The following is a 13,922-nucleotide window of genomic DNA, read 5'->3' as shown; positions in this document are numbered from 1 at the left end:
TCCATCGATCTCGCACAGCTGTGCGAGATCGATGCCCTCGCAATCTATGCGTTCGGCGATTCGGAGCCGACGCGCGCCTGGTCTGGCTGCCTGGCCGCCGGCCTCGCAGAACGACGACGCAGGACCAGGAATACCCCACCGTCCAGGAGCATCAGAGCCACTGTTGCCAGCGACAACGCCGACGCCGCCACGAAGTACTTGGGCATATACGAGTAGGAGATGGTCGAAACCCCGGCGGGCACCGGGATCGACTGGAACAACCGATCCGGGGTGTCGACCACGGTCGATGTCGTGCCATTGACCGTCGCGGTCCATCCGGGACTGGACAGCTGGCGACGAAGGAGGGTCGTCGGCTGGGCACAGTCCAGCGTGACGCCGCTCAGGCTCTGCGTGCGGATGCTGCACCCGTTCTTGGAGGTCGAGTAGTACGGCGCGGCCTTGGGGTCACGCCAGATCTCGATCTTGGCATCTTGAAAGACGCGGGTCAGGCCGTACTTCGCACCGGTGACTTCGGTCGCGACGCCGTGCGTCATGACGATGTATTCGGCACCCGCCCTCCGGAATGCCGACTGCTGCTGACCGTAGGCCTGCAAAACCACGCGTTGGATGCGCGCGTTGGGCAGTTGTCCGCCGAGCCAATACGGGATGAACGCACGCCCGGTGCCCTTGGCGCCCGGCGTTCCTGGCCGCGGTCGCAGTTCATCGAAGACGAACGTGCTCATCTTCTTCGGCACCGGCAGATCGTTGACGTTGACCGACGCGATACCCCAGTAGGAGCCGTAGTTCGGCGCGATCGGCCCCAGCGTGTAGAAACGGGACGTGTCCAGGTGGGTCTGCAGGTACCGCACGGGCGCCAGATCCACCGGGTTGCGCGTGCTCGCCGACAACTGCGGGACCGCGTACGTGCCGGCTCCGTCCGCAATCACGATCAGAGCTGCGATCAGCGCGAGCAGGCCCACCCTGCGTGGTCCGGACCTGACCGCCACTGCGATCATCGCAAGCACCACGCACGCGAGAACGGTCCACGTCACCATCGCAATGGTCCACCGCGGGTGGGACAGGAAGTTGCGGTGCTTGTCGAAAGCTACGACCCCCACCAGGTAGAGCGCCACCGAGGCCGCCGAGATCAGAACTGCGGGCCGACGCACCCGCGCCCTGCGAAGGTCATCGATGCCGTAGGCCGCGCAGACGATGACAGCGAACTCGATCAGGGATACGCCGTATTTGGCGACCAGGACATTGCGCACTCCGGGGATGATGTTCAGGAACGCCTTGACCGGGATGACCGTCAGCCCACCGAACGCGTTGATCACCAAGACAAACAGTGTGATGCCGATGAAGATCCGCAACGCCCGCCGACGTCCGCCCAGAAAACCGAGGATTGCGACGAAAACGGTCGGAAGGGTGACGTAGCCGGCCAGACCATTGAAAGGTTTGTTGGTCATCGGGCCCGATGCGTAGGGGAATCCGAGCGCAGCCACCATCCGGGCCTTGTAGGAGTAAATGTTCGCGGCACCCAGGTGATAGGCGGTGTAGCCGAAATCCAGGAATTCCTTGAAGGCGACCAGTACCGGTGCCGCGATGACCACTCCCAGCACTGCACCCACGATGGTCCACACCGTGAACGAGCGACGGTGTCCGGGAAGAGCCACCAGTCGCACGACCGCCCATCCGGCGACGAACAGCCCTTCCAGCAGCGCTGTCTCGGGAAATCCCGCGAACAACATGAAGGCAATAGCCAGCGCCGTTACCCAGAGCCCTGCCCGCGGGCGCCGTGAATCCCGCACGGCGTGCCCGATCAGCTCGACCCCCCACAGCGCCATCGGCAGGAACGCAATCGGGTTGAACGGCGCGTTCGTCATCACCGAGAAGGCCCCGTTGAGGCCGAAGAGACACGCGGCGCAGGATGCGGCAACCCAGGACAGCCGCAGCGAGCGCACAAACATCAACGTGCTGAAGGCTGCAACGAACTCCAACGCGAGGTGCATCACGAAAATGCCGTTGGGTAGCAGTTGCAACAGGATGAACGGCAGGAACAACGCCGCCGACTGCATCTCACCTGCGAGTGGCTGGCCGAGGCCTTCGTAGTAATTCCACAGCGGTAGCTGGCCGTGCTGCCACATCTGCGCAGCGAGGCGGCCCAGCGCCTGGGCGGTCCAGCCCTCGTTGCCGTCGATGGTGTGCCCACCGCTCAGTAATCCCGGCGTGTGGAAGGCGACCCCCGAAAAGTACTGCAGGGGGTTGTTGGTTCGGATGCGCAGCAGATAGACCGCGTTGGCCGCCAGGATGACCACCGTCACCACCAGCGACGACAAAAATGCCGGAGCTGTGAGGAACGAGGTGGCCCGGTCCCGGCGCGACGCTCTCGGACTTCGGGCCGCGGTCACTGCGCGGCCGGGGAGTCGGGTTGGGACACCGACGGCAACCGCAGGTAGCTGAGCCGGGCATTTTCCTGTCGTGACCGCAGGATTCCGTTGAGGATGAGCCCGATCGCGATACTCACAAAACCCACGAGCATCATCCCGGTCGCCAACACGGCGGTCGGTAGTCGAGGTACCTCGCGGATACGCGCAAAGGTGATCACCAACGGCACTCCCAGTACGAGCGCGATGAACATGAAGAGCGCGCCGATACCGGAGTAGAGGGCCAATGGTCGTTCGTACTGCAGCAGCCCGCCGATCAGACGCAGGATCCGGAAACCGTCGTGGTAGGTGCGTAGTTTGGATTCGCTGCCCTCGGGGCGGTCTTTGAATCCCACCGGAACCTCGATCTGAGGGACCCGCAGGTTGACCGCGTGCACCGTGAGCTCGGTCTCGATCTCGAACTCGCGAGCCAAGGCGGGGAACGACTTCACGAATCGGTGGGAGAACACCCGGTACCCCGACAGCATGTCGGTGACCGGCTCTCCGAACAACGCGGTGATCAACCGGTTGAAGAGCCGGTTGCCGGAGGCATGACCTGGCCGGTAGGCCGTTGCGTCGGGGTTGTCGGTACGCACGCCCAGGACGTGGTCGTAGGGACCGGACAACAGCGTCTCGATGAGCTGCGGGGCGGCGCTGGCGTCGTAGGTGTCGTCACCGTCGATCAACAGATATACATCTGCGTCGATATCGGCGAAGGCCCGGCGCACCACGTTGCCTTTGCCCTTGCGGGACTCCGTGCGCACGACCGCCCCTGCCTCGGCCGCGACCCGGGCGGTCTCATCGGTGCAGTTGTTGTCATAGACGTACACGGTGATGCCGTCCACGGCCGCAATGAGATCTCTGACCACCTGGCCGACCGCGACCTCTTCGTTGTAGCACGGCACGATGGCCGCCACGCTCAAACCTTCGAAGTTTCGCCCCCCGGCACTCTGATTCACCCGGAGAAAGTACCAGCACCGACCGAGCGTTGGCTGAGAGCGCCGACCACTCCCGTTCAGTGCTCAGTCGGCCGTACCTGCGCCGCGTGCCACGAATTGACCCTCCGCGGCGTCGGTACTGCAGTCCTGACCGCCCAACCACACCCGCCGGGCCGCGCCATAGAGCGTGACACCGTCGTAGGCGCTGAGCTTGTTCTTGTGCAGCAGCCGCTGCGCGTCGATGACGACGCTGTCCCGCGGCGCGAACGCAACCAGATCGGCGCGGCGCCCGACCTCGATGGCGCCCCGGTCGGTCAGGTCGACGATCTCGGCGGGGCGGGTACTCATCCAGGCCACCACCTGAGCGAGGTCGATACCGCGTTCGCGGGCACCGCTCCAGACGGCACGCAGCGCGACCTCGACCGATGCAACCCCGCCCCAGGCGGTGCCCAGATCACCGGTCTCGAGCTGTTTGAGGTCGATGGTGCAGGGTGAGTGGTCGCTGACGATGATGTCGATCGTGCCGTCCTGCAACGCTTCCCACAGTTGCGCCTGATTGGCTGCGCTGCGGATCGGCGGGCAGCATTTATGTGCAGTCGAGCCGTCGCGGATCGTCTCGGCGGCGAACGTCAGGTAGTGCGGACAGGTCTCGACGGTGATCGGCAGACCTTCGGCCTTGGCGGCCCGCAACTGGGGCAGTGCCGCCGCGCTGGACAGGTGCAGGATGTGCGCGCGAGCACCTGTGCGGCGGACGGCGTCGATCACCGTCGCGATGGCGGACACCTCGCTCTGGTCCGGTCGGGAGGCCACGAAGTCGGAGTACCTGCGGCCGCCGAGCTGGGGTGCGGCAGCGATGACGTCCGGGTCTTCGGCGTGCACGATCATCAACGCACCGAGCGGCTCCAGGCGCTGCAGGTAGGCAATCAGCTCATCGCGCGACAGCGGCGGGAACTCCGGCACCCCGGAGTCGATCAGAAAACACTTGAAACCGAAAACACCCGCTTCGTGCAGCGGCTTGAGATCCTCGATATTGCCGGGCACCGCGCCACCCCAGAAACCCACGTCCATCCGACACTGGCCTCGTGCCGCATCCATCTTGATGTGCAGCGCTTCGAGCGTCGTGGTCGGGGGCAGGCTGTTGAGCGGCATGTCCAGCAGCGTGGTGGTACCGCCGGTCAGCGCGGCGCTGGTCGCGGACTCGAAACCCTCCCAGTCGGTCCGGCCGGGCTCATTGACGTGTACATGGGTATCGACCATGCCCGGCAACAGCACCTCGTCGTCGGCCAGCTCGATACGCTCACCGCTCCAGTCGGCGGGAGCATCGCCCTGCTCGACGGCAGCGATGCAGCCGTCGCGAACGCCGACTGCAGCCGCCTGTTCGCGACCGCCGGTGATTACCCGCTGCGCGACAAAGATCCGATCGAAGTGGTTGGCACCGTTGGTCATTGTGTTCTCCGTCGCAGGTCTGTCATGAGATCGGCCGCGCGTCGCTCCAGCAGCGGCCCGGCATTGGTCATACACGCTTGCACATCGGATTCGATATCGGTCAACGCGTACGCGGTGTCGATGTGGGCGGCGTGCAGTTCCTGCGCCGTCACGACCACCCGCCCGGCGAGCGCCACGACGGGGATACGTTCGGCGTGAGCCGCCTGCGCCACGCCCATCGGCGCCTTCCCGCGCAGGCTCTGCGCGTCCAACGACCCTTCGCCGGTGATCACCAGGTCGGCCCCGACCAGCCTCCCGGCAAAACCGTTGATCTCCAGCATCACCGCGATCCCCGACCGCAACTGCGCTCCGAGCAACAGCGCTGCGTATCCCGCACCCCCGGCTGCGCCGGCACCGGCCAGATCGGCAAGTGCCGGGTCCGCGACCGCCGCGAAGTGGGTCAGGGCAGCATCGAGGTCCTGCACCTGCGTGGCGCTCGCACCCTTCTGTGGGCCGTACGTCGCTGCCGCGCCATGCTCGCCGGTCAACGGATTGTCCACATCACTGGCCAACTCGAGACGGACCTGCGCGAGGCGCGGGTGCACACCGGACAGATCCACGCTGTGCACGCTCGCCAACCCGGCTCCACCGGCCGCTACAGGCTCACCGGACGCGGTGAGGATGAGTGCACCGAGGGCTGTCAGCATGCCCGCGCCACCGTCGGTGCTGGCACTTCCGCCGACACCGACTACGAGCCGCGTGCACCCGTCGTCGAGGGCCGCGGCCATGACCTCACCCAGTCCGCGACTCGAGGACGTCATCGGGACGAGCACGCCACCCGGCAGTAGCTGAATGCCGCAGGAGTTCGCGAGCTCGACCACTGCCGTACCGCCTTGTCGGGCGTACAGCGCCTGCACGGCTTCGCCGGTCGGGCCGCAGACGGCGACTTCACGCCGCTCGAACCCGGCAGCGACAGCCGCGTCCACCGTGCCGTCGCCGCCGTCGGCCACCGGTGCGGTGACCACCTCGATCGCAGGGTCCACGCTGTGCAGACCCGCGGCGATGTAGGACGCAGCTTCCTGCGCGGAGAGGGACCCTTTGAACTTGTCGACGGCGACGACGATGCGCATGCTCAGTCCAGCATCGACACTGAAGCGGTGGGCGCGTCCTCGCCGCGGGCGGCGAGTTCCTCGAACTCAACGACGTTGTCCAGCTCGGTGCCCATCGACACATTGGTGACGCGCTCCAGGATGATCTCGACGATCACCGGCACCCGGTACTCGTCGCGCAGCTTCTTCGCATCTTCCAGACCCTGGGCGATCTTGTCGGGCTCAGTCACCCGGATCGCCTTGCAGCCCATGCCCTGTGCGACCTTGATGTGGTCCACGCCGTAGCTGTTGTGGGTGGCTTCCTCGTCATCGGCGTTGACATTGTCAAAGGCCAGCTGCACGCAGTAGTCCATGCTGAATCCGCGCTGACTCTGCCGGATCAGGCCGAGGTAGGCGTTGTTCACGACCACATGGATGTAGGGGATGTTGAACTGCGCGCCGACGGCGAGTTCCTCGATCAGGAACTGGAAGTCGTAGTCACCGGACAGGGCGATCACGTTGGCGTTCGGGCTCGCGGTGGCGACACCGAGCGCTGCGGGCAGCGTCCAGCCCAGCGGGCCGGCCTGACCGGCGTTGATCCAGTGCCGGGGGTGGTAGACGTGCAGCAACTGCGCCGCCTGGATCTGCGAGAGGCCGATGGTCGAGACGTAGGTCGCGTCCGTGCCGAATGCGGCGTTCATCTCCTGATAGACGCGCTGCGGCTTGATCGGCATGACATCGAAGTTGGTCTTGCGCTGACCCTGAGCGCGACGCTCACGGCACTCCTTCGCCCACGCCGAGCGGTCGGGCAGCTGGGCGCCCGTGCCGGTCTCGACGAGCTGACGCAATGCGGCGCCGGCGTCGGACACGACGCTGTAGTCGGGCGAGAAGACCCGCCCGATCTGCGTCGGCTCGATGTCGATATGTACGAACTTGCGGCCTTCGGTGTAGGTGTCGATGCCACCGGTGTGGCGGTTGGCCCACCGGTTGCCGATACCGAGCACGAAGTCGGCGGCGAGCATCGTCTCGTTGCCGTAACGGTGACTTGTCTGCAGCCCGACCATGCCGGCCATCAGCGGGTGGTCATCGGGAATCGTGCCCCAGCCCATCAGGGTCGGGATGACCGGGATACCGGTCAGCTCGGCAAATGCAACGAGCTCCTCGGCAGCATCGGCGTTGACGATTCCACCACCGGCGACGATCAGCGGACGCTCTGCTGCAGCCAGCATGTCCAGGATGTGCTGCGCCTGCTTGGCGGTGGCCTTCGGCGGAGTGACGACCATCGGCTCGTAGGTGTCGATATCGAACTCGATCTGCGCCATCTGCACATCGATCGGGAGGTCGATCAGGACGGGACCGGGACGGCCGGAGCGCATCAGGTGGAACGCCTTCTGGAAGGTGCCGGGCACCTGTCCTGCACTCATGACGGTCACCGACCACTTGGTGACCGGGGCGGCGATCGAAGCGATGTCAACGGCCTGGAAGTCTTCCTTGGCCAGCTTGGCGACGGGTGCCTGACCGGTCAGGCACAGGATCGGGATCGAGTCCGCGGAGGCGGAGTACAGACCGGTGATCATGTCGGTGCCCGCGGGACCCGAGGTGCCGACACACACACCGATGTTGCCGGCGGCAGCGCGGGTGTACCCCTCGGCCATGTGCGACGCAGCCTCGACGTGACGGGCCAGCACGTGCTGGAAGCCACCGTGGTCACGGACCGCGCTGTAGAAGGGGTTGATCGCGGCGCCGGGCAACCCGAACAGCTGAGTGGCGCCTTCCTTCTCCATGATCAGACAGGCGGCGTCAACCGCACGCATAAGGGTCATTTGGAACCTCCGGAAAGTAGTTCGACGCCCTTGAGCAGAGCGGAGTGGTCAAGATTGCCGCCACCGTTGGCGCGCACCGAGGCGACCAACTGGGCCGCGAGTGCGCCGAGCGGCAGGACCACACCGGCCTCACGTGCAGCGGAGGTGACAATGCCCATGTCCTTGTGATGCAGGTCGATCCGGAACCCCGGGTCGAAGCTGCGCGAGGTCATGTTGCCGCGCTTCTGATTCAGCACGGCACTGCCGGCCAGTCCGCCACCGAGGACGTCGAGCGCGGCTTCGGTGTCGACGCCGTAGGCCTCGAGGAAGACCAGCGCTTCCGCAACGGCCTCGATATTGATGGCGACGATGAGCTGGTTCGCAGCCTTCACGGTCTGGCCGGAGCCGGACGGGCCGACGTGCACGACGGTCTTACCGACCACGTCCAACAGCGGCTTGGCGGTTGCGAAGTCCTCAGCAGAACCGCCGACCATGATCGACAGCGCGGCGTTCTTGGCGCCGGCCTCGCCACCGGACACGGGAGCATCCAGGATGCGGAAGCCCTTGCCCTTGGCCTCCGTTGCCAGATCGACGGTGACATCGGGGCGGATCGAAGAGAAGTCGATGATCAACGCACCGGCGGGAGCGCTGTCATAGACGCCCCCCTCGTCCTGCAGCACAGAAGCGACATGCGGACTGTCCGGCACCATCACGGCGATGACTTCAGCGTCACGCACTGCGTCGGCAGCCGAGGTGACGGCCTTGCCGCCCGCGTCGACGAGGGGCTGGATCTTGTCCGGGTTGTGGTCGAAACCGGTGACCTGGTGTCCTGCATTCTGCAGGTGGACGGCCATCGGGCTGCCCATGATTCCCATGCCGATGAAGGCAATACGGGTGCTCATTCGGAGCTCGCTTCCTTGTTGTCGGTGCTGTTGCTGTCTGTGTTGTCTGTGGTTACGGAGCTGCTGCCCGTCGCGCCACCCTCGAGGCCGGTCGCGATGCTGCTGCGGGCCGCGCGGGGCAGCCACTGGTCCAAGCCGGCTTCGGTGGTGGAGGTCGTCTTGTACTCCAGAGCGACATATCCGTCGTAGCCCGCAGCCTGCAGGCGCCAGATATAGGCCGGCAGGTCCAGGCCGCCGGTGCCGGGCTCGCCGCGGCCGGGGTTGTCGGCGATCTGCACGTGACCCACGCGGTCGCCGTACTTCTCGATGACGGCGTCGAGATCGTCGCCGTTGACCGCAAGGTGGTAGAGGTCGCAGAGGAACTCCAGGTTGTCCACACCGGTCTCGGAGTGGACCCGGTCGATGACCGCGAAGACGTCGTCGGCGGTCTTGAGCGGGTAGGCCGGGGTCCCGCTGACCGGCTCGATCAGCACGACGCCATCGATCTCTGCGACAGCGCGACCGGCCGCTGCGAGCGCCAACACTGCGGCTTCGTCTGCTTCGAGAGCAGAGCCGTCATTGGGTCCGCCCGCATCGATGCGGTTGCCGTACAGCGCATTGAACGCGTGGCAGTCCAGTCGTCGACCGAGGTCGACCACGACAGGAATGTTCTCGGCGAACTCGTCCTGCCGCTCTACCCAGCTGACCAGACCGCGGTCCCCACCGGGCATGTCACCAGCGAAGAAGTTCAACCCGATGAGCTGGACGCCGGCGTCCTGTACAGCGGTGACGAACGCGTCCTGCTCTTCCTGTGTCGGCGTCGCAGTGCTCCACGGCCACCAACTCTCGATGGCATCGAACCCGGCCGCGCGGGCGGCTGCCGGGCGCTCCAGAAAGGGCAGTTCGGTGAACAGGATCGAGATGTTCACCGCGTAACGGGTCGTCGCCATCGGCAGTCCTCAAACTTTCGTATCGTGGAATTTGTATTCCGCGATTCAGAATAGCGTGGCCAGCGCCACACGTAAACCCCTGCCTGCATATATCCCAACCGAAGTTGTGTGAACCAGCGCGCTCAATACGGCGCACCCGTTCACACAACTTCGTGTGCGGTCAACTCCAACCGCCCCGCCGCAGCGCTTCCCCGAGTTGCGCCAAGAATGCTTCCGGTTCCACTCGCAGCCCGAGCACCGGAATTCGCAGCACTCTGGAGCCGTGGATCGTGAGGTGGTTATCGCGCAGCGCATCACTCACCGTCGCCAGACCCGCGCGATGCTGGGAACCGTCGATCTCCACGACCACCCCGTATGTCGGCCATTCGGCATCCAGGTAGATCCGACCACCCGGCCCACTTCGCGGGACTTGCCGGCTCGGTTCCGGGAGTCCATGCTGCCTACAGAGTCGAGCAAAATCGATCTCGGAGAGGGCCTGCGCGCCACCCGCGATATCCCGCACGACGACACGCAGGTGCGCGACGCGGTGGATGGCGGGCGCTTCCTCGAGCAGTCGGCGCAACCGCGCAGCGGTGGTGAGACGTTGCTGAACCGCCATCGCCAGCAGTGTCGTTGCCGCTCGGTCACTTGATGCCCAGGATGCTGCCCGCAGCGCTGCCCAGTCGATGCTCGTGCGGGGTGGGTCCCCGACGACGTCGTTCTCGCGAGATCGAAGCTGATGGATGTGGACTCCGGGCACTGGCCGAACACGACTTCCGGCCATCACACTGAGGTGCACGACATCTTCGTTCCAACCGGTCAGGCCTGCGGCCAGTAACGCCGTCACTCCATCCAACCGCGCATCCCCGCGCGTCTCCCAGATCGCGCTTCGCCAACCTGCCGTCGCGCCACCCGTGCTCAACTGGACCGTTTGAGCGCCCGCGATGCCCCATCGTCCGGCAGCTACCTCATGACGTACATCGTCGCGCGTGACCCCGAGGGCGCGCAGTTGTGTCCGCGAGCACACGCCATCCTGCAGTTCTGCCAGCTGCCTGGTCACCTCGGCGCGAAACTTTCGGCGACCACAGCCCGGGAGCGGAAGTGAAAGCGGTGTCGACACGATGCGCTCAGATGTGCTCATCTACGCACCCTGCTCACCGCGCCGAGTTTCGTCGTCGTGAACCACCGGAGGTGTGGATGATGTCTAGGGGTGTGGACAACGGGAACGACGAAAGTTGTGTGAACGGGTGCGCTCGATGGAGCGCACCCGTTCACACAACTTTCGTTAGAGGCTCCCTCAGCGGGTCATCGCGGCGAGTTCTTCGACGCTCAGCCCGGCGAGCTCGAGCACCTCGGACTCATCGACAGCGCCACAGCGCACCCCGCGCAACAATGCGAAGGCGAGCATCCTCGCGGTAGCGGGCTCATCCATCACGCCACCCTCGACCTTGCCGACGTATGCCGCGAGCCTGGCCGCCGCCGGACGCATCGCCTCGCGGAAGAACAGGTAGGTCGCGAGATAGCGCGAAACCAGGTGACCCGGGCACATGTCCCAACCCTGGTAGATCCCCTGCACCAGTGAGCGCGTGACCAGCTCGCTGTGCAGCGTCCAGGTGGCCCCGGCCGCCTCGACGGATGAGAAATCCACGACGTTCGTAGAGCCGTCCGACACCGTGACGCCGGTCTGCGCAGCAGCCACCTGCATGACGGCCTTCGCATGGTCGGCGACCGGGTGATCCGCAGACTGGTACGGCGCGGCAACGCCGAGCCCGGCGCTGTAGTCGAAGGTGCCGTAGACCAGAGCGGTCGCCCGGCCGTCGGATGCATGCACCATCTGGGCGACGGCGGCGCGTCCGTCCGCCGCGAGGATTGCCTGGGCGGTCTCGATCTGGATCTCGAAACCAAGCGCGTGATCGGCCAGGCCGAGGGCTGGTTCGATGCGATCCAGCGCGAGCGCCATCGCGGCGACCTGCTCAACAGAGGTGACCTTCGGCAACGTCAGGGTCAGCCCGGCGGGCACCTGCCCGCCGGTGCAGGTGGCTTCCAGGAAGGCGACCAGCGTGCGCACTCCACGCTCGCGGGTGGGACCCTCGAACGCCTTGAAGCGGATGCCCCACCACGCCGGTCGGGTGCCATCGGCGTGCTGGCTCCCGTAGGAGGCGAGCGCAGCCGCCAGGTCGGAGTCCTCCACGTCGTCGGCGCGGCGGCCGTAGCCGTCCTCGAAGTCCACCCGGAGGTCTTCGATGGGCTCCCGTTCCAATTTGGCGCGCAACCGGTCGTAGACGTCAGCGACGCGTTCGGGTGCCATCCCGACCAACCCGGCCAGGTCATCGGCAGAGGGCGCATAACGGTCCAGCAGGCTCAGGGCCTCGTTGCCCCAGGCGGCGGGTGTTCCGGCGTCGTACCGATCGGCGGGAACGTAGACGGTGTGGATCGGCGCACGGTCCACCCGGTCACCAGGGTATCGACGGGTCAGGTCGAGGTCCGCCTGCGCCAGTTCGCGATCCAGTTCGGCGATAAGAGCTTCAGTGACGCCTTCGGACATACGTTCTCCTTCAAAAGTTTGCCATGTGGAAGTAAGATTCCGTATGGCGGAAAGTACCAGCTTCCATCTCCGGATGAGAAGATGCAGCCGCCACATCGACGGGCCCGTCACTGGGTAGTCATGCGTTGATCATCGAGCGCATGCCTCAGCATCGATTCAAGTGCACGCTACGAGGAGACCCCATGGCCGACAGCCCGCGAACCGGTGGCGTGCAATCTGTGGGGCGCGCCCTGGACATCCTGGAGGCGATCGATGCTGCAGGTGGTGAGATGGCTCTGGTCGAGATGAGCGCGGTGTCCGGCCTGCCGATGCCGACAATCCACCGCATTGTGCGCACGATGGCTGATCGCGGCTACCTACGCCAGTTACCGGATCGACGGTATGCCCTGGGCTCGCGACTGATTCCGCTCGGCGCGACGGCCCTGATCGCTTTCGGCTCGCGTAGTGCACCGGAACTGGGCCGCATCGTGCGCGAGTTCGGCGAGACCGCCAACCTCGCGACCCTCGACAACGATCAACTGGTGTACGTCGGCCAAGTGCCCTCCCCGCACGCGATGCGAATGTTCACGGACATCGGTCGGCGGGTACTGCCGCATTGCCGCGCCGCCGGAAAAGCCATGCTCGCCCAGTTGCCCGACGCCGACGTGGTGCACATTCTGCACCGCACGGGCATGCCTGCGATGACGGAGCGGACCATTACCGATCCGGCCGCGATGCTGACCGAACTCGCCCGTATCCGCAAGGTCGGGTTTGCCATCGAGGAAGGCGAGATGGAGCTCGGCGTGACCTGCATAGCTGTTGCGATTCCCAGCAAGACCGCGCTGATGTCCATCTCTATGTCATCCCCGGCCGCCCGGATGACCAGCGAGGTCCGCAAGCGTGCAATACCGTTCCTGCAGGAGGTAGCCGCCCAGTTGGGTCGCGAACTGGACAGCGCCTCAGCCTGATTCACATATATCGCAGTACCCCCTTGACCGGGGCTGTGATTCCTGTCATATTTCTCATTGTGGAATACATCTTCCGCATCATGAAAGTATGACGATCAGGCGAAAGAGGAACAGTGACCGCCGACCTCCCGATCACGACCGAAGCGTTCGACGCGCTTTCGGCGCAGCAGGCTGCTGAGCTGCTGCGGGCCTGCTGTGCAGCACCGGGGTGGGTGACCCGGGTCACCGACGGTCGCCCGTATGCCGACCGCGACGCCGCACTCGTAGCCGCGGACGCCGCGTTTGCCCACCTGGATGCCGCAGACATCGCCGCCGCCCTGGGCGACCACCCCCGCATCGGTGAAAAAGTGCAGGGTTCATCGGAGTCCGCGTCGTTCTCCCGCTCCGAGCAGGCGGCGATGGGCGACGCCGACGACCAAGTACGCCGCGACCTGCTCACCGGCAACGCCGATTACGAACAGCGCTTCGACCGCGTATTCCTCATTCGGGCCGCCGGCCGCCAGCCGCAGGAGATCCTCACCGAGCTCGTACGTCGGATGGACAACGACGAGCACGCAGAACTGCGTGAGGTCACCGAACAACTTCGTCAGATCACCCACCTACGCCTGGAGGCGATGCTCCGATGAGCACCTTGTCCACCCACGTGCTGGATGCCGTCAGCGGCACCCCCGCAGCCGGTATTCCCGTCGAAGCCTTCGCGAAGGCCACTGACGGTGCTGGCTGGACCAGCATCGGCTCGGGCGTCACGGACGACGACGGCCGCATCTCACGCGTCGCCGCCGACGCGCTCGCACCGGGCACCTACCGCATCACCTTCGGCACCGGCGACTACTTCGCCGCACAGGGTGTCGCAGCGTTCTACCCGGAAGTCACCATCACCTTCGTGGTCGCCGACGAGCGGCATTACCACGTCCCGGTCCTGCTCAGTCCGTTCGCATTTTCCACCTATAGAGGGAGCTGAATCA

The 13,922-nt window shown here is 65.6% G+C and carries 12 protein-coding genes; 3 read left to right on the top strand and 9 right to left on the bottom strand.

The genetic code is table 11. From position 1 onward, the window contains the following. Nucleotides 1-44: 44 nt before the first annotated feature. The 9 genes from V3G39_02690 to V3G39_02650 all read right to left on the bottom strand — a co-directional run bounded on the left by V3G39_02690 (nucleotide 45) and on the right by V3G39_02650 (nucleotide 12,010). On the bottom strand, nucleotides 45-2,300 hold the full coding sequence (locus tag V3G39_02690) for a hypothetical protein (GenBank protein XAS76962.1): 2,256 nt from the start codon (nucleotides 2,298-2,300) through the stop codon (nucleotides 45-47). A gap of 83 nt (nucleotides 2,301-2,383) precedes the next feature. Then, entirely contained in the window at nucleotides 2,384-3,319 is a 936-nt protein-coding gene (locus V3G39_02685; GenBank protein ID XAS76961.1) for a glycosyltransferase, read from the bottom strand. A gap of 105 nt (nucleotides 3,320-3,424) precedes the next feature. Next, a complete protein-coding gene (gene allB / locus V3G39_02680) occupies nucleotides 3,425-4,786 on the bottom strand; it encodes an allantoinase AllB (GenBank protein ID XAS76960.1) in 1,362 nt (453 codons plus the stop codon). After that, nucleotides 4,783-5,895, bottom strand: a complete 1,113-nt coding sequence (locus V3G39_02675) for a glycerate kinase (protein ID XAS76959.1) — start codon at nucleotides 5,893-5,895, stop codon at nucleotides 4,783-4,785. Before V3G39_02675 ends, allB begins: the two co-directional genes overlap by 4 nt. A gap of 2 nt (nucleotides 5,896-5,897) precedes the next feature. Then, nucleotides 5,898-7,676 carry a glyoxylate carboligase gene (gcl, locus tag V3G39_02670; GenBank protein XAS76958.1) on the bottom strand — a complete coding sequence of 593 codons (1,779 nt, stop codon included), beginning with the start codon at nucleotides 7,674-7,676 and terminating at the stop codon, nucleotides 5,898-5,900. Then, nucleotides 7,673-8,557 carry a 2-hydroxy-3-oxopropionate reductase gene (locus V3G39_02665; protein ID XAS76957.1) on the bottom strand — a complete coding sequence of 295 codons (885 nt, stop codon included), beginning with the start codon at nucleotides 8,555-8,557 and terminating at the stop codon, nucleotides 7,673-7,675. The genes gcl and V3G39_02665 overlap by 4 nt, the downstream gene beginning before the upstream one ends. After that, nucleotides 8,554-9,486: a TIM barrel protein gene (locus V3G39_02660; GenBank protein XAS76956.1), complete on the bottom strand. Its 933-nt coding sequence runs from the start codon at nucleotides 9,484-9,486 to the stop codon at nucleotides 8,554-8,556. Before V3G39_02660 ends, V3G39_02665 begins: the two co-directional genes overlap by 4 nt. Nucleotides 9,487-9,646: 160 nt before the next feature. Further along, a complete protein-coding gene (locus V3G39_02655) occupies nucleotides 9,647-10,606 on the bottom strand; it encodes a DUF559 domain-containing protein (protein ID XAS76955.1) in 960 nt (319 codons plus the stop codon). 156 nt (nucleotides 10,607-10,762) lie between these two features. After that, complete coding sequence (locus V3G39_02650) at nucleotides 10,763-12,010, bottom strand: aldolase/citrate lyase family protein (GenBank protein XAS76954.1); 1,248 nt, start codon at nucleotides 12,008-12,010, stop codon at nucleotides 10,763-10,765. A gap of 182 nt (nucleotides 12,011-12,192) precedes the next feature. On the opposite strand from V3G39_02650, the gene V3G39_02645 reads away from it, so the two are divergent. The 3 genes from V3G39_02645 (at nucleotide 12,193) to uraH (ending at nucleotide 13,918) form a co-directional block, all read left to right on the top strand. Further along, nucleotides 12,193-12,957 (top strand): IclR family transcriptional regulator, encoded by a 765-nt coding sequence (locus V3G39_02645; protein XAS76953.1) that lies wholly within the window; start codon nucleotides 12,193-12,195, stop codon nucleotides 12,955-12,957. A 113-nt stretch (nucleotides 12,958-13,070) separates the two neighbouring features. After that, nucleotides 13,071-13,583, top strand: coding sequence for a 2-oxo-4-hydroxy-4-carboxy-5-ureidoimidazoline decarboxylase (gene uraD, locus V3G39_02640; protein ID XAS76952.1), 513 nt, complete (start codon nucleotides 13,071-13,073; stop codon nucleotides 13,581-13,583). Continuing rightward, nucleotides 13,580-13,918 (top strand): hydroxyisourate hydrolase, encoded by a 339-nt coding sequence (gene uraH, locus V3G39_02635; protein XAS76951.1) that lies wholly within the window; start codon nucleotides 13,580-13,582, stop codon nucleotides 13,916-13,918. The genes uraD and uraH overlap by 4 nt, the downstream gene beginning before the upstream one ends. The last annotated feature ends 4 nt before the right edge of the window (nucleotides 13,919-13,922 follow it).

This window comes from Dermatophilaceae bacterium Sec6.4 (assembly GCA_039636865.1).
GTDB lineage: Bacteria > Actinomycetota > Actinomycetes > Actinomycetales > Dermatophilaceae > Allobranchiibius.
This window is presented reverse-complemented; position numbering and strand designations above follow the sequence as displayed.

Excerpts from the sequence above, each read along its gene's own strand:
- allB (XAS76960.1), bottom strand. The coding sequence starts at position 4,786 with ATGACCAACGGTGCCAACCACTTCGATCGGATCTTTGTCGCGCAGCGG.
- V3G39_02675 (XAS76959.1), bottom strand. The coding sequence starts at position 5,895 with ATGCGCATCGTCGTCGCCGTCGACAAGTTCAAAGGGTCCCTCTCCGCG.
- gcl (XAS76958.1), bottom strand. The coding sequence starts at position 7,676 with ATGACCCTTATGCGTGCGGTTGACGCCGCCTGTCTGATCATGGAGAAG.
- V3G39_02665 (XAS76957.1), bottom strand. The coding sequence starts at position 8,557 with ATGAGCACCCGTATTGCCTTCATCGGCATGGGAATCATGGGCAGCCCG.
- V3G39_02660 (XAS76956.1), bottom strand. The coding sequence starts at position 9,486 with ATGGCGACGACCCGTTACGCGGTGAACATCTCGATCCTGTTCACCGAA.
- V3G39_02655 (XAS76955.1), bottom strand. The coding sequence starts at position 10,606 with ATGAGCACATCTGAGCGCATCGTGTCGACACCGCTTTCACTTCCGCTC.
- V3G39_02650 (XAS76954.1), bottom strand. The coding sequence starts at position 12,010 with ATGTCCGAAGGCGTCACTGAAGCTCTTATCGCCGAACTGGATCGCGAA.
- V3G39_02645 (XAS76953.1), top strand. The coding sequence starts at position 12,193 with ATGGCCGACAGCCCGCGAACCGGTGGCGTGCAATCTGTGGGGCGCGCC.
- uraH (XAS76951.1), top strand. The coding sequence starts at position 13,580 with ATGAGCACCTTGTCCACCCACGTGCTGGATGCCGTCAGCGGCACCCCC.